General features: G+C 72.9%; 21 protein-coding genes and 1 pseudogene. 21 read left to right on the forward strand and 1 reads right to left on the reverse strand.

The features are described 5' to 3' along the window. Window positions 1–191: 191 nt before the first annotated feature. The 8 genes and pseudogenes from ABZS37_RS21380 to ABZS37_RS21415 all read left to right on the forward strand — a co-directional run. Window positions 192–992: pseudogene (locus ABZS37_RS21380) on the forward strand (acetyl-CoA carboxylase carboxyltransferase subunit alpha); the annotation flags it as partial. A 17-nt stretch (window positions 993–1,009) separates the two neighbouring features. Next, window positions 1,010–1,519, forward strand: coding sequence for an acetyl-CoA carboxylase biotin carboxyl carrier protein (gene accB, locus ABZS37_RS21385; RefSeq protein WP_355171455.1), 510 nt, complete (start codon window positions 1,010–1,012; stop codon window positions 1,517–1,519). Window positions 1,520–1,538: 19 nt separating this feature from the next. Continuing rightward, window positions 1,539–2,969 (forward strand): acetyl-CoA carboxylase biotin carboxylase subunit, encoded by a 1,431-nt coding sequence (locus tag ABZS37_RS21390; RefSeq protein WP_355171415.1) that lies wholly within the window; start codon window positions 1,539–1,541, stop codon window positions 2,967–2,969. Then, window positions 2,966–3,721 carry an SRPBCC family protein gene (locus tag ABZS37_RS21395; RefSeq protein ID WP_355171417.1) on the forward strand — a complete coding sequence of 252 codons (756 nt, stop codon included), beginning with the start codon at window positions 2,966–2,968 and terminating at the stop codon, window positions 3,719–3,721. The genes ABZS37_RS21390 and ABZS37_RS21395 overlap by 4 nt, the downstream gene beginning before the upstream one ends. Next, a complete protein-coding gene (locus ABZS37_RS21400; RefSeq protein ID WP_355171419.1) occupies window positions 3,714–4,118 on the forward strand; it encodes a cupin domain-containing protein in 405 nt (134 codons plus the stop codon). The genes ABZS37_RS21395 and ABZS37_RS21400 overlap by 8 nt, the downstream gene beginning before the upstream one ends. Beyond that, window positions 4,115–5,389: a beta-ketoacyl-[acyl-carrier-protein] synthase family protein gene (locus ABZS37_RS21405; protein ID WP_355171421.1), complete on the forward strand. Its 1,275-nt coding sequence runs from the start codon at window positions 4,115–4,117 to the stop codon at window positions 5,387–5,389. The genes ABZS37_RS21400 and ABZS37_RS21405 overlap by 4 nt, the downstream gene beginning before the upstream one ends. Continuing rightward, window positions 5,386–6,642 (forward strand): beta-ketoacyl synthase N-terminal-like domain-containing protein, encoded by a 1,257-nt coding sequence (locus tag ABZS37_RS21410; RefSeq protein ID WP_354994142.1) that lies wholly within the window; start codon window positions 5,386–5,388, stop codon window positions 6,640–6,642. The genes ABZS37_RS21405 and ABZS37_RS21410 overlap by 4 nt, the downstream gene beginning before the upstream one ends. Then, entirely contained in the window at window positions 6,639–6,977 is a 339-nt protein-coding gene (locus ABZS37_RS21415; RefSeq protein ID WP_355171423.1) for an antibiotic biosynthesis monooxygenase family protein, read from the forward strand. Before ABZS37_RS21410 ends, ABZS37_RS21415 begins: the two co-directional genes overlap by 4 nt. Before the next feature lie 60 nt (window positions 6,978–7,037). Here ABZS37_RS21415 and ABZS37_RS21420 read toward each other — a convergent pair whose 3' ends face one another. Then, entirely contained in the window at window positions 7,038–7,604 is a 567-nt protein-coding gene (locus tag ABZS37_RS21420) for a hypothetical protein (protein ID WP_355171425.1), read from the reverse strand. Window positions 7,605–8,434: 830 nt separating this feature from the next. Between ABZS37_RS21420 and ABZS37_RS21425 the strand changes: the two genes are divergently transcribed. The 13 genes from ABZS37_RS21425 to ABZS37_RS21485 all read left to right on the forward strand — a co-directional run bounded on the left by ABZS37_RS21425 (window position 8,435) and on the right by ABZS37_RS21485 (window position 21,244). Beyond that, a complete protein-coding gene (locus tag ABZS37_RS21425) occupies window positions 8,435–9,784 on the forward strand; it encodes a class I adenylate-forming enzyme family protein (protein WP_355171427.1) in 1,350 nt (449 codons plus the stop codon). A 233-nt stretch (window positions 9,785–10,017) separates the two neighbouring features. Further along, the gene (locus ABZS37_RS21430) at window positions 10,018–10,284 is read left to right on the forward strand and encodes an acyl carrier protein (protein ID WP_355171429.1); all 267 of its coding nucleotides are present in this window, start codon (window positions 10,018–10,020) and stop codon (window positions 10,282–10,284) included. Then, window positions 10,284–10,529, forward strand: a complete 246-nt coding sequence (locus tag ABZS37_RS21435) for an acyl carrier protein (protein ID WP_355171431.1) — start codon at window positions 10,284–10,286, stop codon at window positions 10,527–10,529. The genes ABZS37_RS21430 and ABZS37_RS21435 overlap by 1 nt, the downstream gene beginning before the upstream one ends. Beyond that, entirely contained in the window at window positions 10,522–11,631 is a 1,110-nt protein-coding gene (locus tag ABZS37_RS21440; RefSeq protein ID WP_355171433.1) for a beta-ketoacyl synthase N-terminal-like domain-containing protein, read from the forward strand. The genes ABZS37_RS21435 and ABZS37_RS21440 overlap by 8 nt, the downstream gene beginning before the upstream one ends. Before the next feature lie 104 nt (window positions 11,632–11,735). Beyond that, complete coding sequence (locus ABZS37_RS21445) at window positions 11,736–12,224, forward strand: beta-ketoacyl synthase chain length factor (RefSeq protein ID WP_355171435.1); 489 nt, start codon at window positions 11,736–11,738, stop codon at window positions 12,222–12,224. After that, window positions 12,221–13,837 carry a class I adenylate-forming enzyme family protein gene (locus ABZS37_RS21450; protein WP_355171437.1) on the forward strand — a complete coding sequence of 539 codons (1,617 nt, stop codon included), beginning with the start codon at window positions 12,221–12,223 and terminating at the stop codon, window positions 13,835–13,837. Before ABZS37_RS21445 ends, ABZS37_RS21450 begins: the two co-directional genes overlap by 4 nt. After that, the gene (locus tag ABZS37_RS21455) at window positions 13,834–15,072 is read left to right on the forward strand and encodes a beta-ketoacyl-[acyl-carrier-protein] synthase family protein (RefSeq protein WP_355171439.1); all 1,239 of its coding nucleotides are present in this window, start codon (window positions 13,834–13,836) and stop codon (window positions 15,070–15,072) included. The genes ABZS37_RS21450 and ABZS37_RS21455 overlap by 4 nt, the downstream gene beginning before the upstream one ends. A 72-nt stretch (window positions 15,073–15,144) precedes the next feature. Further along, window positions 15,145–16,227, forward strand: a complete 1,083-nt coding sequence (gene hppD / locus ABZS37_RS21460) for a 4-hydroxyphenylpyruvate dioxygenase (RefSeq protein ID WP_355171441.1) — start codon at window positions 15,145–15,147, stop codon at window positions 16,225–16,227. Beyond that, entirely contained in the window at window positions 16,224–17,153 is a 930-nt protein-coding gene (locus tag ABZS37_RS21465; RefSeq protein ID WP_355171443.1) for a phytanoyl-CoA dioxygenase family protein, read from the forward strand. Before hppD ends, ABZS37_RS21465 begins: the two co-directional genes overlap by 4 nt. Window position 17,154: 1 nt before the next feature. Further along, complete coding sequence (locus tag ABZS37_RS21470; RefSeq protein WP_354994131.1) at window positions 17,155–17,946, forward strand: DUF3050 domain-containing protein; 792 nt, start codon at window positions 17,155–17,157, stop codon at window positions 17,944–17,946. After that, on the forward strand, window positions 17,943–18,914 hold the full coding sequence (locus ABZS37_RS21475) for a thiamine pyrophosphate-dependent dehydrogenase E1 component subunit alpha (protein WP_355171445.1): 972 nt from the start codon (window positions 17,943–17,945) through the stop codon (window positions 18,912–18,914). Before ABZS37_RS21470 ends, ABZS37_RS21475 begins: the two co-directional genes overlap by 4 nt. Next, window positions 18,915–19,889, forward strand: a complete 975-nt coding sequence (locus tag ABZS37_RS21480) for a transketolase C-terminal domain-containing protein (protein ID WP_355171447.1) — start codon at window positions 18,915–18,917, stop codon at window positions 19,887–19,889. Further along, window positions 19,886–21,244 carry a hypothetical protein gene (locus ABZS37_RS21485; RefSeq protein ID WP_355171449.1) on the forward strand — a complete coding sequence of 453 codons (1,359 nt, stop codon included), beginning with the start codon at window positions 19,886–19,888 and terminating at the stop codon, window positions 21,242–21,244. The genes ABZS37_RS21480 and ABZS37_RS21485 overlap by 4 nt, the downstream gene beginning before the upstream one ends. The last annotated feature ends 154 nt before the right edge of the window (window positions 21,245–21,398 follow it).

The raw sequence follows: 21,398 nt of genomic DNA on the forward strand, positions 1-21,398 counted from the left end.
GTACCGACGGCCCGACCGCCGCCGATCGTCCCGCCCGTCCGCCCGTACCCCGGCAGGAGCCCGCGCCGCACCGCGAGCGCCTCGCCGACGACGGCTCGGCTCTGGTGCGGCCGGCGGTCCCGGCAGATGCCGTGGCGCCGCCGACGACCCCGGGGGCGAGTGACACCCCGGCGGTACGCGACGCGTGGGACACCGTCCGGATGGCCCGCCATCCTGGTCGACCCACCACACTGGACTATCTGGACACCGTCTTCGACGGGTTCGTGGAGCTGCACGGCGACCGGCTCGGCGGGGACTGCCCGGCCATCGTGGGTGGCGTGGCCCGGCTGGCCGGCCGACATGTGATGGTCATCGGCCACCAGAAGGGGCACACCACCGCCGAGTTGGTGGCCCGTAACTTCGGCATGGCCAGCCCGTCCGGGCACCGCAAGGCGCTGCGGCTGATGCGCCTGGCCGCCCGGCTCGGCCTGCCCGTGGTCACCCTCGTGGACACCCCCGGCGCCGACCCCGGGGTGGGTGCCGAGGAGCAGGGCCAGGCCGCGGCCATCGCGGAGAACATCCTCACCCTCACCGTGTTGCCCACCCCCGTGCTCACCGTGATCACCGGAGAGGGCGGCAGCGGCGGCGCACTGGCACTGGCGGTCGCCGACCGGGTGCTGATGCTGGAGAACGCCGTCTACTCGGTGATCAGCCCCGAGGGCTGTGCGGCCATCCTCTGGCCCGACCGGTCCGCGGCGCCGCAGGCCGCCCGCGCGCTGCGACTGACCGCGCCCGACCTGTGCCGGCTCGGTGTGGTCGACGAGATCGTGCCGGAGCCGGCGACCGCCGCGCACGACGACCCGGCGGAGACCGCCCACCGGCTGCGCGCCGCCCTGCTGACCAATTTGTTGCCGCTGCTGGACGTGCCGCCCACCACCCTGGTTCGTCTGCGCCGGCAGCGTTTCCGGCGGTTCGGCGCGACCCGTGCCGGTGCCCGGGCGGGTGCCCGGTGACCGCGGCCGACGGGGCGGTGTCGACCGTCGACGCGCCCGACGACGCCGGGGTGGGCGGCGAGGAGGCGCTGGCCGGGTTGCGCCGGCAGGCGCAGCACCTGATCGCCGAGCTGGCCGGGCCGGTGCGCCGGATCCGGCTGCGCAGTGGGCCGGCGGTGCTCGAGGTCGAGTGGCACCCCGACGACGCGACGCGACCGGACGCACCCCCACCGCCGGCCGAGGTGGCGCCGCCGGTCGCGCCGGCACCCGGCCCACCGACGGCGGCGAGCCGGCCGCAGGTGCCCGGGCGGGTCGCGGTGCGGGCACCGATCGTCGGCACCTTCTACCGGGCGCCGGAGCCCGGCGCGGGACCGTTCGTCGCCGTGGGCGACCTGGTCCGCCCGGGCCAGCCGGTCGCCATCGTCGAGGCCATGAAGCTGATGAACGAGGTGACCGCCGACCGCGCTGGTCGGGTGGTCGCGATCCTCGTCGAGGACGGCCAGCCGGTCGAGTACGACCAGCCGCTGGTCGAGCTGGACCCGGCGTGACGGCGCGAGGTGGTTGACCATGTTCGAGACCGTGTTGATCGCCAACCGTGGCGAGATCGCGCTGCGGGTGCTGCGCGCCTGCAAGGAGCTCGGCGTACGGACGGCGGTGGTCTACTCCGCCCCGGACGCCGACTCGGCGGCGGTCCGCCTCGCCGACCAGGCCGTCCGGATCGGGCCCGCGTCGAGCCGGCGCAGCTACCTCAACGCCGCCGCCATCGTGGAGGCGGCCCGACAGGTCGGCGCGCAGGCCGTGCACCCCGGCTACGGCTTCCTCTCCGAGGACGCCGACTTCGCCGAGATCTGCGCGGACAACGGGCTGACGTTCATCGGCCCGCCGCCGGCGGTGATGGCCGCGCTGGCCGACAAGTCCTCGGCGCGGGGCCTCATGAGCCGCGCCGGCCTTCCGCTGTCGCCGGGCAGCGTCGCGCCGGTGCCGACCGCCGCCGCGGCGGCCGAGGTGGCCGAGGCCGTCGGCTATCCGGTGATCGTGAAGGCCGCGGCCGGGGGCGGCGGCCGGGGGATGACCGTGGTGCACACCCCGGGCGAGCTGCGCCGGGCGTACGGCCGCACCCGGGCCGCCGCGCAGGCCGCCTTCGGCGACGACCGGGTGTACGTCGAGCGCTACCTCACCGAGGCCCGGCACGTCGAGGTGCAGGTGCTCTGCGACTCCCACGGAAACGGGGTGCACCTGGGCACCCGCGACTGCTCGGTGCAGCGCCGGCATCAGAAGCTGGTCGAGGAGGCGCCCGCCCCGGCGCTGCCCGCCGCCACCCTCGACGCCATCGCGGACACCGCGCTGCGGGGCGCGTTGGAGGTCGGCTTCGTCGGCGCCGGCACGCTGGAGTTCCTGGTCGACACCGAAGAACGGTTCCACTTCCTGGAGATCAACTGCCGGATCCAGGTGGAGCACCCGGTCACCGAGATGGTCACCGGCATCGACCTGGTGCACGAGCAACTGCACATCGCCGCCGGGGTGCCGTTGCGCTGGCGGCAGGAGGAAATCCGACTGCACGGTGTCGCCGTGGAGTGTCGGGTCAACACCGAGGACCCCGAGCGCGGGTTCGCCCCCGCCCCCGGCCGGTTGGAGCGCTTCACCCCACCCGGCGGCCCGTTCACCCGGGTCGACACCCACGCCAGCGCCGGCTACCTGGTCGGCCCCTGGTACGACTCCCTGCTGGCCAAGGTGATCGTCTGGGCGCCCGACCGGGAGTTGGCCCTCAACCGGTTGGAGCGCGCCCTGGACGAGTTCGACATCGCCGGGCCCGGCGTACACACCACCATCCCGTTCGTCCGGCGGGTTCTCGATGACGCCGCATTCCGCAAGGGCCGCTACACCACCGGCCTGGTCGACCGTCTGCTCGCGGCGCCCGCGAAGCGGCCGACGGCCACCCCCGCACCGCGCCCCGCGCCCGCCGCGGAGCCCGACGTAACCCACAGGAGGACCCGATGACCGTCACCCATGGTCGCCCGATGACCGCCGAGATCACCGACATCCTGGTGGCGCACTGCGGGCTGGACGCCGACGCCGCGGCCCGGGCGCCCGCCGCGTCGTTGGAGGAGCTGGGCATGGACTCGCTCGCCCTGCTGGAGCTCTCCGCGGTCGTCGCCGACCGGTGGCAGGTGAGCATCCCCGAGCAGGCCGGGCAACTGAGCATCCCGGCGGTGGCCGACCTGGTCACCCGTCGTGCCGACCCGCCCGGACACACCGAGAACGGCATCGTCATCGACGCGCCGCTGGCGCTGGTCTGGGAGGTCACGAACGACGTCGCGAACTGGACCGAGCTGTTCACCGAGTACGCCGTGGTGGACATCCTGCACCGCGACGGGCACACCGTGCGGTTCCGGCTCACCATGTACCCCGACGAGAACGGGACGGCCTGGAGCTGGGTCAGTGAGCGCACCGTCGACCCGGTGAGCCGGCAGGTCCGGGCGTACCGGGTGGAGACCGGGCCGTTCGAGTACATGCGGATCCACTGGCGCTACACCGAGGAGACCGGCGGCACCCGGATGACCTGGACGCAGGACTTCGCGATGAAGCCGACCGCGCCGGTCGACAACGCCGCGATGACCGAGCGGATCAACACCAACAGCGTCATTCAACTGACCGTGATCAAGGACCGGGTGGAGCGGATCGCCCGGCAGCGCGCCGAGCAGGGCAGCCCGGCGGCCGGCGACGAGTCGACGGAGGCCGACGATGAGTGACCTGAGCACCCGGCCGATCGCCGCTCGGGACGTACCGGCCGACCGGCGGCGCGGCGGTGAGCTGCGGGTCCTGCTGGGCCCCCGCACGGTCGGCAGCACCTCGGGCTTCCTCGGGGTGGCCGCGCTCGCGCCGGGGGAGCGGATCGCGGAGCACTACCACCCGTACAGCGAGGAGTTCCTGTACGTGGCGCGCGGCGCGATCACCGTCGACCTGAACGACCAGCCGATGCTCCTGGCCGCCGGCGAGGCCCTGTTTGTGCCGATCAACGTGCGGCACCGCCTGCGTAACACCGGCGTCGAACCGGCCGAGGTGGTCTTCCACCTGGGCCCGCTGGCCCCCCGCCCCGAGTTGGGGCACGTCGACACCGAGTTCGCCGAGCAGCGGGGCGGGTCATGAGCGGGCGCCGCACGGTGGTGACCGGCGTCGGGGTGGTCGCCCCCGGCGGCGCCAGCCGGGACCGCTTCTGGAAGACCATCACCGAGGGGCGGACCGCCACCCGGCGGATCAGCTTCTTCGACCCGTCGGCGTTCCGCTCCCAGATCGCCGCGGAGTGCGACTTCGACCCGATCGCCGCAGGCCTCACCGAGGCCGAACGACGCCGGGCCGACCGGTACGTGCAGTTCGCACTCGCCTGCTCCGCCGAGGCCGTCGCCGACGCCGGGCTGGTGCTCACCGACGCCGAGCGGGACCGGGCCGGGGTGGTGCTCGGCACCGCCGTGGGCGGCACGATGGCCCTGGAACAGGAGTACGTCACCGTCAGCGAGCACGGCCAGCGCTGGCTGGTCGACGCGGCCCGTGGCGGCCCGTACCTCTATCAGGCGCTGGTGCCCAGCAGCCTGGCCGCCGACGTGGCCTGCCGGCACGGGCTGCACGGCCCGGCGCAGGTCGTCTCCACCGGCTGCACCTCCGGCATCGACGCCATCGGCTACGCCCATCAGATGATCGTGGACGGTGAGGCGGACGTGATGCTGGCCGGTGCGGCGGACTCGCCGATCTCGCCGGTCACCGTCGCGTCGTTCGACGCGATCAAGGCGACCAGCCCGGACAACGACGACCCCGCGCACGCCTCCCGCCCGTTCGACGCCGACCGGCACGGGTTCGTGCTGGCCGAGGGTGGGGCGGTGCTGGTTCTGGAGGAGGCCGGGCACGCCCGGCGGCGGGGGGCGCACATCTACTGCGAGGTGGCCGGCTATGCCAGCCGCAGCAACGGCTACCACATGACCGGGCTGCGCCCGGACGGGCTGGAGATGAGCCTCGCGGTCACCGACGCGCTGAAGCAGGGACGGATCCTCCCTGAGAAGGTCTCCTACATCAGCGCGCACGGCTCGGGCACCCGACAGAACGACCGGCACGAGACGGCCGCGTTCAAGCGGGCGCTGGGTCAGGCCGCGTACGGGGTGCCGATCAGCTCGATCAAGTCGATGGTCGGGCACTCGCTCGGTGCGATCGGGTCGATCGAGATGGCCGCGTGCGCCCTCGCGATCGAGTTCGGCGTGGTGCCGCCGACGGCCAACTGGAGCACCCGGGACCCGGAATGCGACCTGGACTACGTACCGAACGAGGCGCGGGAGGTCCCGGTGGACGTCGCCCTCTCGGTGGGCAGTGGGTTCGGAGGCTTCCAGTCGGCGATGGTGTTCCGCCGGCTGCCCGGGGCGGTGGCGGCGTGAGCAGCCCTCCGGCCCGGGCGGTGGTGACCGGCATCGGTGTGGTCGCGCCCAGCGGCATCGGCGCGGACGCGCACTGGCGCACGGTGCTGGCCGGCACCCGCCGGACCGGGCCGATCACGTTGTTCGACCCGGCCGGCTACCCGACCCGCTACGGCGGGGAGGTGCCGGGCTTCGCCGCCGACTCCTACGCCGACAGCCGACAGTTGGTGCAGACCGACAGGTGGACGCACCTCGGCTTCGCCGCGACCCGGCTGGCGCTGACCGACGCCGGCCTGCCCGACCGGGCCCCCGACCCGTACGGCTACGCGGTGACCCTGGCCAGCTCGTCCGGGGGCAACCTGTTCGGCCAGCGGGAGCTGCAACGGCTCTGGGGCGGGTCGTCGCGCACGGTCGGGGCGTACCAGTCGATCGCCTGGTTCTATGCGGCCAGCGTCGGGCAGCTCTCGATCCACCACCAGTTCAAGGGCCCGAGCGGGGTGCTGGTCGCCGAGGCGGCCGGAGGGCTGGACAGTCTGGCGCATGCTGCCCGCGCGGTGCGCCGGGGCACCCCGGTCGTGATCGCCGGGGCCACCGAGTGCCCGCTGAGCCCGTACGCGCTGGCCTGCCAGCTGCGCTCCGGGCTGCTCAGCGATGTCGCCGACCCCGAGCGGGCGTACCGGCCGTTCGACGCCACCGCCAGCGGCTACCTGCCGGCGGAGGGGGGAGCGGTGTTCGTGGTGGAGGAGTTGGGGCACGCCCTGTCCCGGGGCGCCCGGGTCTACGGCGAGGTGAGCGGTTGGGGCTCCACCCACGACGCCGCGCACACCACGGCGGACAGTGCCGGCGACCCGGCCCAGTACGCGCGGGCGATGCGTCTGGCCCTGGACCGGGCCGGCGTCGCGGCGGCCGGGATCGACGTGGTGCTGCCCGACGCGCTCGGTGTGCCCCGCTACGACCGCAGTGAGGCCGAGGCGCTGCGCGCCGTGTTCGCCGACCGGCCACCCCCGGTGACCACGCAGAAACCGCTGACCGGGCGGGCGTACCAGGGTGGGTCGGCGTTGGACGTGGCCACCGCGCTGCTCGCCTTCGCGCACGACACGTTGCCCGCGTCGGCCGCTCCGGACGAGGTGGCCGACGGGTGCGAGCTGGACTTCCTGCGCGAGCACCGTCGGCCACGCAGCCGGCTCGCCCTGGTCTGCGCACGGGGCTTCGACGGGTTCAACAGCGCGCTGGTCCTGCGTGGGGCCGCACCGATGAGAGGAGTGACGTCATGAGCGAGCAGCGGGCCCGGGTGGTCTTCCTGGTGCGGGTGCCGGCACCGCGTACCGAGCAGTTCCTCGCCGCGTACGAGGAGGTGCGGCATCTGGTCGCCAGCGGGGTGCCGGGGCATCTGGTCGACCAGGTCTGTCGATCGTCGACGGACCCGGAGCAGTGGCTGATCACCAGCGAGTGGGCGAGCCTGGCCGACTTCGAGACCTGGGAACGTAGCCCGGAACACCGGGATCTGGTGCGGCCGATGCGGGAGTGCTTCACCGACGCCCGCTCGCTGCGCTTCCACATCCACGCCGAGACGCCTACGCGGATCTTGGACGGGGGCAGGGCCCGGTAGGGGACGAGCTGTTCGGCTCGGTCGAGCAGACCCCGGCGGCCGTCGGCGGGCGCGGTCATGTCAGTTAGCCGTGAGCGGCACTGCCGGGTAGCCCTGCTGGACGCACAGGGTCATCCGCGGATACCGGGCGGTGAACTTCGCTGCGTCGCGCTGCGGATGCTCGACCTCGATGTCTACGCACTCGCCGATCGTGGTGCTGGTGCCGTAGAGGGTGATGCCTCGGCGTCGCCAGGAGGATTCGTCGGCGCGGACCTGCTCCACCCACGTGTCCAGGGTCCGCGCGGAGTGCTTCGCGTCGACGAAGCGGACCGTGACGGCCGGGACCATGGCGCGCACGGCGGCGTCGAGTCCGGGGGTGGGGATGCGGTGTACCAGCAGCGTGCGGGCCGGTAGATCGACGCTCACCCCGGCGTACGCGTCGGGCCAGCGGGGCGCGGAGGCGTCCTCAACGGTTGTGGCGGCGTCCGACACGTCCTCTTGGCCGGGCCAGTAGGACTGCCCGGGATCGGGTGTGTTACTCGGGGGTGGGGGCTGCGGCGGCGCGGGTGAGGCCGATGCGGTGGTGCAGGCGGCGGGTAGGGCCAGCAGCAGCGGTAGGGCGAGCAGCATGGTTATTCGTCGGCGCATGGTGGGACCTCCTCGGCGGCGGCACGGGCCACCAATCCGGACACTAAGGGTATAACGGTCCGGCCACGGGTGAGACGTGCGCTCACCCCGGCCGGTTCCCCTCGCGTTGAGGTCAGGGAAGGCGGCTGCCACTCTCTGGACCGACGGCGTCAGTTGAAGATCCGCCAGCCCGCCGCGCGGCGGGCTGGTCCTTTTCGGCCGGCCGTACGGATCGGCCAGGCAGTCGGCGGAACAACACCCACGCACCGTTCGAGTCGACCAGCGCAGACACCTCGGGTCGAGTACCTGAGCAACGGCCGGTCGGGCCTTTCTAATCCTCCCGCCCGCACCCGCCTCCGTCACCCGTCAGCCCCTTCCTGTTGGAAATATCGACCTCAGCGCCGCTGGGCACGCCCTGGCCGACGCTGACGCCATCGCGCCCGCCAAGGTCCGCTGTCGGCCTGCCGCTCGTACCCTCATCGCCGAGATTGCCCACAGCGGCCGCGCAGCCGCCGACGTGGCCCGGCTCGCGACCCTCGTCGGGCTCACCCGGTGACCGCGACGCCATCGGCCGTCCGGCTGGGGTCGCGCGACGGTTGTACGAGGCGTCATCCTGCGGTGACGCTCTGCCGGCGCACTCGCCCGATCCTGCCCGCCGAACCGGCTGTCGGCAATCCGGCTGGCCGCCTCTTTTGATCCATCCATTCGCATCTAGCAATGGTCCGGTGGGCGTCGTATGGTTCCCCGCAACACCCCGACAAGCGTACGTGATGGGCATATTTGCCCTCTTTGATGCTGGGCGGTGAACAGCAGTGACGGCAGAAGATCCTACGGCGACAGACCCCGGTTGGGTGGACGAAGTCCTGTTTGCCGGCCGATCGACCGACGTTTGTCTCCGTCTGCCCGAGCCCATCGACCGGGCCACCCTGCACCGACTGGTCACCGCCGCGCAGGACCGGCTCACCGCGGCCGGACTGCGCCCCGGTGGCGCCGCCGCGCTGCGGCTGCCGCCCTCGTTGGCGTACGTGGTGAACCTGCTGGCGACCTGGCGCACCGGTGCGCAGGCGATCCTGCTCGACCACCGGCTGACCGACCACGAGGTGGACCGGGCGCTGGTCCGGCTCACCCCACAGGTGGTGGTCGCGCCGCTGCGTACCGGCGGCGGCGCGTTGAAGATCTTCGTCGACGTCACCGAGAACGTCACCCGGTACGCGGACCGTCCGGCGGTCAGCGGCCACGCCGTCATCCAGCTCAGCTCCGGCTCCACCGGCCCGTCCAAGGTGATCGGCCGCACCGCCGCAGACCTGGTCGCCGAGGTGCACCGCTACACCCGGATCGACGGTGTGGCGCTGCCCGGCGAGCGGATCATCCTGTTGCCCTCGATGGTGCACGTGCTCGGCCTGGTCGGCGGCCTGCTCTACGGCCTGCACGCCGGGGTCGAGCTGGTTGCGCCGGAGCGGCTCAGCGGGGACGCCGTACTGGCCGCGATCACCGCCGGCGCGACGCCCGCCACCGTGCTGGGCGTGCCGTTCCACATCGGACTGCTCGCCTCCACCCGGCCCGCCGGTCCACTGCCGCAGCTCAAGCGGATGACCACCGGCGGTGAGCTGGTGCCGGCCGCGGTGGCCCGGGCGTTCACCGACCGGTACGGCGTGCCGCTGGGCAACATGTACGGGATGACCGAGGTCGGGGTGATCGGCACCGACCTGCACGGGTCGCACCGACCGTCGATCGCCCCGGCACCTGGAATCGAGGTCCGCGAGTCCGGCGGTGAGCTGTGGGTGTCCTGCCCGGCGTCGCCGTACGTCGGGCTGAGCGACCTGACCCGCTGGGCCGACGGCTGGCTGCACACCCGCGACGCCGGCACGGTCGATCCCGACACCGGCCTGGTCACCGTGCGCGGCAGACTCGACTCACAGGTCTCCGTGGGCGGCATGAAGGTCGACCTGACCGAGGTGGAGGCCACCGTCGCCGAACTGCCCGGGGTGGCCGCCGCGGTGGTGGTGTGGGACCAGGGCATCACCGCGTACGTCCAACCGGACGGGCCGCTGTCGGAGGAGACGCTGGACAAGCTCCTCATCGAACGGTTGGCCGGCTACAAACGGCCCCGGGTGCTGCACCTGCTCGACCGGTTGCCCCGCACCACCACGGGCAAGCTGGTCCGCTCGACCGACGCGCTGCGCTCGGCGGCCACGCCGTGACGGGCCCGCTACATCACCTCGACGTCGACGTGGGTCGTCGCGTGCACCGCGACCGCCAGGACGAGATCCCCGCCCAACTCCGGATGGCCGACCCGCACGGCCGAGCAGCACACTGCCCACCCACCGCAGCAGCCCAACGGCGGGATCCGGCTGACCGCCGGTATCCCGACCGACCCACACGTAGACGGTGTCCCGACCGGACACCGTCAGCTGGCCCACGCAGAGAGGTAACCATGAGAGCCGAGGTACGCGCCTTCGTCGTCGAGCAGCTCGCCGACATGAACTACGACGTCGAGGGGCTTGACGACGACACCACGCTCGGCCCCTCCGGCGTCGACCTGGAGTCACTCGCCCTGGCCGACCTGTCCGTCCGCGTCGAGGACCGGTACGGCCTGACGTTCGCCGACGACGAATCGGAGCGGTTGGCCCTGATGACGGTCGGCGAGTTCACCACCATGGTCGCCAACCGCGTCACCGAGGCGACGAGCGACAGAGCCTGATGAGCGGTCAGCCCGATCTGGGGCGAGCTGACCTGCTGACCATGCTCGCCGAACTCACCGCGAAACCGGCCGCCGAGGTGCCTGACCGGATCGGCTCGATGGAGCTCGCCTGGCTGGTACATCTCGTGGAGCAGCGCTACGAGCGGCGGCTCGACCTCACCGACGACGAACTGGCCGGCATTCGTACCATCGATGACGCCCTGGCGGTGTTCCGGGCGTCGCTGACAGCCCCCGCAGATGGCTGAGCCGCGCGTCATCCAGCTCACCGGCGTACACGCGGTCAGCGCCCTGGGTCGGGGTGCGGAGGCGCAGCTCGCCGGCGTGCTGGCCGGTGTGCCGGCGTTCGGTCCGGTACGCCGCTTCGACACCGCCGCCCGCCGGGTCACCGTGGCGGCCACCCTGCCCGACGTCGGTACGCTCCCCGACGAACTGGCCGCCGCGATCGACGCGGCCTGCCGGGCGGCCGGTCTGGACCGCGCGCAGCGGACGCGGTGCGCGTTGCTGCTCGCCATGCATGGTGGACCGGCGCCGGGTGCGGGCCCGGACCCGGCCGCGCTCGCCGGCCAGCTCACCCTCCGATGTGGGCTCTCCGCTCACACCCGGGTCTACACGAGCGCCTGCGTGTCGGCGAGCACGGCGGTGGCCGACGCGGCGACCCTGATCAGCCGGGGTGACGTCGACCGGGTGGTGGTCGCCGCCGGGTACCTGGTGGAGCCGGACCAGTTCGCGCTCTTCGACGCCGGTCGAGCCCTCGCGGTCGACGGGGCGGTACGCCCGTTCAGCACCGGCCGCCGGGGACTGCTGCTCGGCGACGGCGTGGCCGCTGTGGTCCTCGAAGCCAGCACCGGGCGTCGACGCGGCGCCGAGCCGCTGGCCACCGTGGCCGGCTGGGGGAGGGCCGGGGACGCGTTCCACCCGTGCCAGCCGGATCCCACCGGCGCCGGGCTGGCCCGCGCGGTCGAGGGTGCGCTGCGCCGTGCCGGGCTGCCACCGCGGGTCGTCGGGTACGTCAACGCCAACGCCACCGGCACCACGCAGAGCGACGTCGCCGAGGCGGCGGCGCTGCGCCGGGCCCTCGGTGGTCACGCCGCAGAGGTCGCGGTCAGCTCCACGAAGTCGGTGCACGGGCATGCGCTGGAGGCGTCCGGGCTGCTCGAACTGGTAATCACCGCGCTCGCGCTGCGACACGGCGAGCTGCCGGTCAACGCCGGCTGGCTGGGCCCCGACGAGGCGTGCCCCCTGAACGTCATCACGGACCAACCCCACAGGACGACAGCGACCCACGCCCTGACCCTCAACGCCGCCTTCGGCGGCGCCAACACCGCCCTCCTGGTCGGAGTCCCGTGACCGCCCCCCACTCTCCGCGATCTTGCACTTTCCGCCCCGACGAATCCGACGAAGCACGCGAACCAGCGACCGAAACTGCAAGATCGCCGGAGGAAGAGGCGGGGGTGAGGGCGCGGGCGCGGTGGCCTGAGGACGGGGACGGGGTTGCGCCGGGGGTTCCGGGTTTTGTGGGCTCGGGGTTCGCGCCGGTGGTGGTGGCGGTTGCCGAGCGGTGTCTGCGGCGGGGGTACGGGGTGGCGCCGGTGCCTGCCGGGGTGCGGACCGCGGTCGTGCTGGTCAGCGCCAGTGGCGATCTCGTCAGCGCGGAGCACGTACGGGCCACCGTGGAGGCCGGCGGGCGGATCGGTCCGCTGTTCTTCTTCCAGTCCGTGCCCAACAGCGTCGCCGGGCACATCGCTGCCCGCTGGGGTCTGCACGGACCGGTGGTCTGCCTGAGCCCGACCGGTGACCCGTACGCCGACGGCACCGCCGAGGCGGACCTGCTGCTTTACGACGGCGACGCCGACGAGGTGTTGCTGATCCTGATCGAACAGGCACCCGACACGTCCACCGAGGCGGTCGCGGTGCTGCTGGGGGGAGGAGCACGGCCATGAGGACCAGAGGACTGCGCGGCGCGTTGGCCGCCGACACCGAGGTGGGAGCGGGCAACGTCCTGGCCCGGGTGCTGGCGCACGGCGCCGACCCGGACGGACCCGGGTTGACCTTCGACACCGCCGTCGACGGGCACCCGGCCGAGGCGCCGCTCACGCTGGGTCGGCTCGACGAGCGGGTCGCCGCCCGCGCCGCCTGGCTGCACGAGCGCGGGGTCCGCCCCCGTGACCCGGTCGCCGTGTGGGCCACCGCCGCCGCCGACATGGTGCTCAGTTTCCTGGCGCTGGCCCGGCTCGGGGCAATTCCGGCGCTGATGAACGGCAAGCTCCGCCCCGAGATCGCGGCCGAGTACATCCGCCGGCTGCGGGGCGTGGGTGTGCTCGCCGACGACGCGCACACCGCGCTGCTGGCCGGGCACGACCTGGGCGTACCGCTGCTCGGCACGCCCACGCAGGCCGGCACGGGTGACCCGGCCGCCGCCCCGGCGCACTACCGGCACCACCCGGACGATCCGATCGTGATCACCCACACCTCCGGGACCACCGGGGTGCCCAAGGCGGTGCTGCATTCGCACGCCAGCCTCTTCGCCGCCACCCGGCATTTGCTCACCATGCCGCAGGCGCAGGGCACCAGCCGGATCCTCAACGCGCTGCCCGCCCCGCACACCGCCACGGTGCTGATGGTCAACCAGGCGCTGGGCAACCGCGCGGAGATGCTTCTGCTGTCCGAGCAGGGCGGCGAACGGGTGCTGGACGCGATCCAACGCTGGCGCCCCGACGGGGTGTTCGGCTTCTCGGTCACCTGGGCCGAGCTGGCCCGCTTCGACCTGTCCGGGTACGACCTGGACTCGGTGCGGCTGTGGTTCAACACCGGCGACTGCTCGCACGAGCCACACATCCGCCGGCTCGTCGCGGTCGGCTCACGGGACACGGTCACCCGCGAGGGGGTGGTGCGGGTGCCCGGCTCGGTCTTCATCGACGGGCTGGGCTCCAGCGAGATGGGGCACTCGATGTTCCACATCACCCATCGCGCCGACACCGACCGGTACGGCCGCTGTATCGGCCGGCCGTACCAGTTCACCCGGGTCGCGGTGCTCGACGCCGAGGGCGAGCCGGTGCCGACCGGTGAGGTGGGTTTCCTGGGCATCGATTCGCCGTCGCTGTTCCGCGGCTACTGGAACGACTCGGTCACCACGTACCGGTTCCGCCAGCGCGGCTGGTACCTCACCGGCGACCTGGTCCGCGCCGACGCCGACGGCCGCTACTACCACCTGGACCGGGCGGTGGACTCGGTCGACGCCGACGACGGGCGTCGCTTCTACACCGCGTTGTCCGAGGAGCGGATCCTCGCCGCCTGCCCGGACGTCACCGACTGCACGGTGGTGATCGTCGCCGAGGCCGGCGGGGCGGTCACCGACGTGCTGCTGGAGTTGGCGGCCGGCGCCGACGAGGCCGAGGACCGCACCGAGCGGGTCCGCGCGGCACTCGGCCCGGAGGTCGGCGCCACGCTGCGCCGGGTCGTGCCGGTGCGCTCCGCAGACCTCCCGGTCACCGTGACCGGCAAGGTCCGCAAGGTGGCCCTGCGCGAGCGCTACCTCACCGAGGCGACATCATGACCGCCCTGATCACCGGGATGGGTCTGTTCACCCCCGTCGGGCGAGGCGTCGAGGAGACCTTCGACGCGCTGACCACCGGCCGTTCCGGGCTGACCCGCCCACCCGAGGGCCACCCGGTCCGGGAGTCGCTCGACGTCGCCGGCCTGCTGCCCGACATCGACCCGCGCAGCGTCACGTCCGGGCCGGAGACCCGCGTGCTGGACCGGATCGTGGTGCTCGCACTGCTCGCCGCCGCCGACGCGTTGGCCGACGCCGGCATCGAGGTGGGCCGTGACGTCGAGCCCGACCGGATCGGCGTGATCGTCGGTGGTGTCGGCGGGATGGCCACCCTGGAGTCACAGGTGCTGGTGCGGGCCGCCCGGGGTCGGGCAGCGGTCAGCCCGTACCTGCTGACCGGGATCCTGCCGAACATGCCGGCGGCGCGGATCGCCATCGCGCACGGCATCAGGGGCTACAGCTCGTCGGTGGGTACCGCCTGCGCCTCCGGTGCCCAGGCGGTCGCCGACGCGGTCCGGCTGATCTCGACCGGGGAGGCCGACGTGGTGCTCTGCGGGGCCAGCGAGGCACCGCTCTTCCCGACCTTCGCCGACACCTTCGGCAACGCGCGGGCGCTGGCGCGAGCCGGCTCCGACCCGGCCCGGGCGAGCCGGCCGTTCGACACCTCCCGTACCGGGTTCGTGCTGGCCGAGGGTGCCGCGCTGCTGGTGTTGGAACGCGCCGAGCACGCCGCCGCGCGTGGTGTCGTCGGGTACGCCGAGGTGGCCGGCTTCGGGGCGACCACCGACGCGTACCACCTGACCGCGCCCCGCCCGGACGGAGCCGGCGCGGCGGCCTGCATCCGCCGTGCGCTGCGCAGCGCGGGTGTGCCCGCGGCGGCGGTCGGTTACGTCAACGCGCACGGCACCGGCACGAAGCTCGGTGACATCGCGGAGACCACGGCGCTGGCCGACGTCTTCGGCGTCGGCGGTGTGCCGGTCAGCTCCACCAAGGCGCTCACCGGTCACCTGCTCGGTGCCTCCGGGGTGTTGGAGGCGGCGGCCACCGCGTTGGCGCTCGGTCGGGGGCTGCTGCCGCCGACATACCACCTCGACGACCCGGACCCGGCCTGCCCGGCGGACCACATCCGTGGCACGCCCCGCAAGGCCGACCCGGAGTACGGGGTGACCAACTCGTTCGGGTTCGGCGGTCAGAACGTGAGCCTGCTGCTCGCGCGTGTCGCCGAGCCGAGGAGGTGATTGACGCGGCATCCCGGGCGGGGGCGTCCGGACGGCAACAGGGGGGAACCGTGGGAAGGGGTTTCAGGGGACATGGACATCCGTGGTATCGACCACATCGAACTCTACGTGGGGGACGCCCGGCAGGCGGCTTTCTACTTCAGCACCGCCGTCGGTTTCGAGATCTGTGGCCAGGGTGGCCCGGAGACCGGGCTGACGGGGCAGCGGTCGCTGCTGCTCTGCCACGGCGACATCCGGTTGCTGCTCACCTCCGGGCTGAGCGCCGAGCATCCGGCGGCGAGGTACGTGCAGCGGCACGGTGACGGCATCGCGGTCGTCGCGGTCGAGGTCGACGACGTCGCGGCCGCGTACGCCGAGCTGGTGGGTCGGGGCGCGACTCCGGTGACGCCACCGACCACCGTCACCGGCGCGGACGCCGAAGTGGTGACCGCCGAGGTGGACGGCTTCGCCGACGTGCGGCACCGGCTGGTGCAGCGCCGTGGCGACCGGGCCGAATTCCTGCCCGGCGCCATCACACCGGTCGCGTCCACGATGGATGACCACCCGCCGGTCCTCGCCGAGATCGATCACCTGGCGGTCTGCGTGCCACCCGGGCAGCTCGACGAGACGGTCCGGCACTTCGAGGGGCTCTTCGACTTCGCGCAGATCTTCGAGGAGCACATCGAGGTCGACGGGCAGGCGATGAACTCCAAGGTGGTGCAGAGCCCGTCCGGGCGGGTCACCGTGGTGCTGCTGGAGCCCGATCGCACCCGGCGGCCGGGGCAGATCGACGCGTTCCTCGACCAGCACGCCGGGGGCGGAGTGCAGCACCTGGGGTTGCGCACCGACGACATCATCGGCGCGGTGGAGGCGCTGGGTCGGCGCGGGGTGCGCTTCGCGGGGACCCCCGGCAGCTACTACGACTCCCTGGAGGCGCGGGTCGGTCGGGTGGACGCGCCACTGGACCGGCTGCGCGAGCTGGGCGTGCTGGTCGACTCCGACCATGACGGCCAGCTGCTACAGATCTTCGCGGAGTCGATGCACGTGCGCCGCACGCTCTTCCTGGAGCTGATCGAGCGGCGCGGGGCGCGGGGCTTCGGCAGCGGCAACATCAAGGCCCTCTACGAGGCCAAGGAACGGGAACTGGCGGCCACACCGCAGGGGGTGGGGGCATGACCGCGACGGGGTACGAACCGACGCTGACCGCCGAGGAGCGGGCACTGCTGCCGTCCGACGACGACGTGCGGCACTACGCCGAGCACGGCTGGTACCTGTCGAAGAAGCTGTTCACCGACGACGAGGTCGACGGCCTCGCCGCCGCCGCGCAGCGCTACTACGACGGGGAGCGGGACCGCCGGCTGCCGGGGCGCCCGCCGAAGCTGGCCTACTGGGACCCGTCGAAGGGGCCGGTGCAGCGGCACAACGACTACGTCCACCACGAACACGACGGGCTCGGCGCGATCCTGCGCAAGCCGCTGATCGGCGCGGTCGCCGCCCGGCTGGCCGAGGCCGACGAGATCCGCGTCTTCCAGTCCACCCTCATCCACAAGCCGCCGATCGACGGTGAGCCGAGCAACGTCGTGCCCTGGCACTTCGACAAGCACTACTGGGCGTCGTCGTCCTCGGAGAAGATGCTCACCGCGTTCATCCCCTTCCACGACTGCGGGGAGGAGATGGGCACCATCACGATGGTCGACGGCTCGCACCGGTGGCGGGAGATCGGCGCCGACGACACCGTGGTGCGGCACTTCGCCGACCGGGACCGCAGCCAGCTGGAGGAGATGCTGGCCGAGAACGCGGCGCACAACGGCGCCGAGATCCGCAAGATCCCCATGGCGATCCCCAAGGGACACGTGAGTTTCCACCACTGCCGCACCTACCACGGCAGCGGCCCGAACGTCAGCGGTCGCCCACGACAGGCGATCTCGCTGCACCTGCAGGACGGCGACAACGCCTGGCGGGAGTATCCGCTCTCCGACGGCACGCTCGCCGCGTACAACCACGACGTGCTGGTCCGCCGCACCCACGACGGGCGGCCGGACTACGCGGACCCCGACTACTGCCCGGTCATCTGGCGCCACCGCGCCCAGCAGGGAGGCTGACATGTCACGGTACGACTGGGGTAAGACGCACCCGGGGATCGAACGGTTGGAGCAGGCGGTGACCGACCGACGCGACGCCGTGGTCAAGCACCCGCTCTACGCCAACCTGGACACCCACGAGGCACTGGTCACCTTCATGGAGCACCACGTCTTCGCGGTCTGGGACTTCATGTCCCTGCTGACGTCGTTGCAGCGGCAGCTCACCTGCGTCACCGTGCCGTGGATTCCCACCGGCCCGACCGGCAGCCGCCGCCTCATCAACGACATCGTGATGGTGGAGGAGAGCGACGAGCTGGGCGGGGGCTACATCAGCCACTTCGAGCTGTACGTGCAGGGCATGCGGGAGGCCGGCGCGGACACCACCGCCGTGGACTCCCTCGTCGACCTGCTGCGCGCTGGCCGGCCGGTGCGCGACGCGCTCGCCGAGGCCGGGGTGCCGGCGCCGTCCGCCGCGTTCGCCGCCACCACCTGGCAGATCATCGAGTCCACCCCGGTGCACTGCCAGGCGGCAGCCTTCGCGTTCGGCCGGGAGGACCTGATCCCGGACATGTTCACTCAGGTCGTCTCGGTCAACGAGCGCAGCAACCGGCTGCACACGTTCGTCGACTACCTGGAGCGGCACATCGAGGTCGACGGCGAGCAGCACACCCCGATGGCGATGCAGATGCTCGCCGACCTGTGCGGCGACGACGACACCAAGTGGCAGGAGTGCGCCGACACGGTCAACACCGCGCTGGCCGCCCGCGCCCGGCTCTGGGACGACATCCTGACCGCCATCAAGGGGCCGGCGTGACCGACGCCGACCCGGTCCGGCTCTACCGCACGGTCCGGCTGATCCGCCGGTTCGAACAACGGGCGGTGGAGCTGGTCCACGGCGGGCAGATCGTCGGCGGCATCCACCCGTACCTCGGTCAGGAGGGCATCGCCGCCGGCGTCTGCGCCGCCCTGGGTGCCGACGACGTGCTCGCCGGGACCCACCGCGGACACGGGCACGTGCTGGCGCGAGGCGCCGACCCCGCCCGGATGCTCGCCGAGCTGTGCGGCCGGGTCACCGGCCTCAACGCCGGGCGGGGCGGCTCGATGCACGCCGCCGATTTCAGCCTCGGCGTGCTCGGCGCCAACGCGATCGTCGGCGCCTCCGGGGCGATCATCACGGGCGCGGTCTGGGCCCACCGCCGCCGGGGGCGCGACACCGTCGGAGTGAGCTTCTTCGGTGACGGCGCGGTCAACGAGGGGATGCTGCTGGAGGCGTTCAACCTGGCCGCGCTGTGGCGGGTGCCGGTGCTGTTCGTCTGCGAGAACAACGGCTACGCCACCACCATGCCGGTCGCCGGCGCGGTGGCCGGCAGCATCGGAGGCCGGGCCGCCGCGTTCGGCATCCCGGCCGTCCAGGTCGACGGCCAGGACCCCGAGGGGGTACGCGTCGCCGCGGCCGCCGCCGTCGACCGGATGCGCGCCGGCGGTGGCCCCGAGCTGATCGAGGCCCGGACCTATCGCTTCGACGTCCACCACACCTTCGAACACGCGGTACGCCTCGACTACCGCCCGCCCGACGAGGTGACCCGCGGCCGGGCCCGGGACCCGGTGCGCATCCAGGGCGAACGCCTCACCGACACCGACCGTGCCGCCGTGGACGCCGAGGTCGAGGAAACCCTCGACGAGGCGGTGCGGTTCGCCCTGGCCAGCCCGGAACCCGACCCGGCCGACGCCCTCGCGTACCTGTACGCCAGCGGCATGACCGCCCGCACCGGAGGTGGCTAGGTGACCCGACTGTCGTACCGCCGGGCGTTGACCCGGGCGTTGGCCGACGAGCTGACCCGCGACGAGGCGGTGTTCCTGCTCGGCGAGGACGTCCAGGTCGGCGCGTCACTGGTGACCACCGGCCTGGCCAAGCGGTTCGGAACCGACCGGGTGCGTGACACCCCGTTGTCGGAGCAGGCGTTCACCAGCTTCGCCACCGGGGCGGCGCTGGCCGGGCTGCGGCCGGTGATCGAGTTCCAGATCCCGTCGCTGCTGTTCCTGGTCTTCGAGCAGATCGTCAACCACGCGCACAAGTTCCCGCTGATGACCGGCGGGCAGTGCGCGGTGCCGGTCACCTACCTGGTGCCCGGCTCCGGCTCGCGTACCGGCTGGGCCGGGCAGCACTCCGACCACCCGTACAGCCTCTTCGCCCATGTCGGTGTGGTCACCGTCGTGCCGGCCACCCCCGCCGACGCGTACGGGCTACTGGTCACGGCGATCCGGCACGACGACCCGGTGGTGGTGTTCGCCCCGGCGGCCGCGATGGACGTGCGGGCGGACATCGACGTCGCCGCGCTGGCACCGGTGCCGCTGGGCCGGGGCCGGATCCACCGCTTCGGCGACGACGTCACCGTGGTCGCGGTCGGGCACCTGGTGCACGACGCGCTCGCGGTGGCCGAGGAACTGGCCGACCAGGTCTCGGTGGAGGTGTTCGACCCACGCACGCTCTACCCGTTCGACATCGACGGGTTGACCGAGTCGGTGGCCCGCACCGGGCGGCTCGTGGTCATCGACGACGCCAACCGCTCCTGCGGTATCGCCGCCGAGATCATCGCCTCGGTGGTGGAACGGGTCCGACTGGTCGCGCCACCGCGCCGGGTCACCCGGCCGGACGGGGCGGTGCTGCCGTTCGCACCGGCGCTGGACCGGGCCGTGCAGCCCGGTCGGGACCAGCTCGCCACCGCCATCCACCTGACCATGAAGGACGGATCATGATCGACCCGAACTACGTGTGGCCGGCGGCCGACCGGGCCTGGACCGAGCTGCCGGAGCCGGCCCGCCAAGCCATGGTGGTCAGCGGTGCGGCGGCCTGGGAACAGGTGTTCCACGGCCGGGCCACCTACAACAAGCAGTGGCGGTTGGCCCGCCCCCCGGTGCTCACCGCCGACACCTGGCGGGAACTGAACGAGGTCTGCGACCGGCTCGCCCAACTGATCCTCGACGCCTGCCACCGCCGGGCGGGCACCGCCGGTGAGCTACGCCGGCTGCTCGGCGTACCGGCGGGGGAGACCCGGCTGCTGGACGAGTCGGAGCCGCTGACCGAGGCGCTGCTCGCCGCGTACCGCCCGGACGTGATCTTCTCGGCCGGGGTGCCGAAGTTCGTCGAGTATAACATCGACAGCAGCCTCGGCGGCGGGTTCGACGCCGACACCGTCATCCAGCGGTACGCGCGGCTCTACCAGGAGCAGGGCATCCTGGACGGTCTGCCGGTGCGGGCCGCGCCGTCGCTGCTGGACCAGCGGTTCGTGGCGATCCGTGAGGAGCTGCGGCTGCCCGACGGCGCCCGGGTGGCGCTGCTGATGGACTTCGACGCGGACTACCCGGGCCTGGACGATCCGGCGACGTTCATCCGGATCCTCGCCCCGCTCGCCGTACGGGCCCGGGACTTCGGGATCGACCTGGTCATCGCCCCGGTGTCCACCGCCACCCTGGACGCCGAGCGGCGGCTGGTGGTCGACGGTGCGCCGGTCGACGCGCTGTTCCGGCTGTTCGTGCCCAACCGGGTCACACCGACCGCCGGCCTGGACGCGGTGGCCGGGGCCCTCGCAGCCGGCACACTGCCGATGTTCGTGTCGGCGGCGGCCTGGCTGCTCGGCAACAAGATCACCTTCGCCTGGCTGTGGGAGGACGTGGACGCGTTGCCCGCCGACGACCAGTCGCTGATCCGGCGGCATGTGCCGTACACGGTGCCGTTGACCGCCGCGGTGCTCGACCGGGCGATCGCCGAGCAGGCCGACCTGGTGGCGAAACCGGCCGACGGCTCGGCCGGACACGGCGTGCTGCTCGGCCCGGAGCTGAGCCCAGCGGACTGGGCCGACGGCCTACGCGCCGCCGTCGACCAGGGCGGGGCGATCCTGCAGGAATACCTGCCGACCGACCGGGTGACAATGGACTTCGTGCAGATTGAGACGGGCGAGACGGTCACGGCCGACGTCCCGTACTCTCTCGCGCCCTACCTGTTCGGCAGGCACGCCTCCGGCGCCCTGGCCCGCGTGGGTTACCCCGGCTGCGACGGCATCCTCAACATGGCCCACGGCGTCCTCCTCACCGGAATCCTCCTCCACGACTGACCCCCACCCCACCCCACCCCCACCCCCGCCAAGCCCGGGTTGATCAAGAGGTTTGCGTCATCCCGCGGGCGATTTCTGACGCAAACCTCTTGATCAACACCGGGCAGGGGTGGGGGTGGGGGTGGGGGGTGGGGGTGGGGGGTGGGGGTGGGGG

This window comes from Micromonospora sp. NPDC005413, from assembly GCF_040606435.1.
Classification (GTDB): domain Bacteria; phylum Actinomycetota; class Actinomycetes; order Mycobacteriales; family Micromonosporaceae; genus Micromonospora.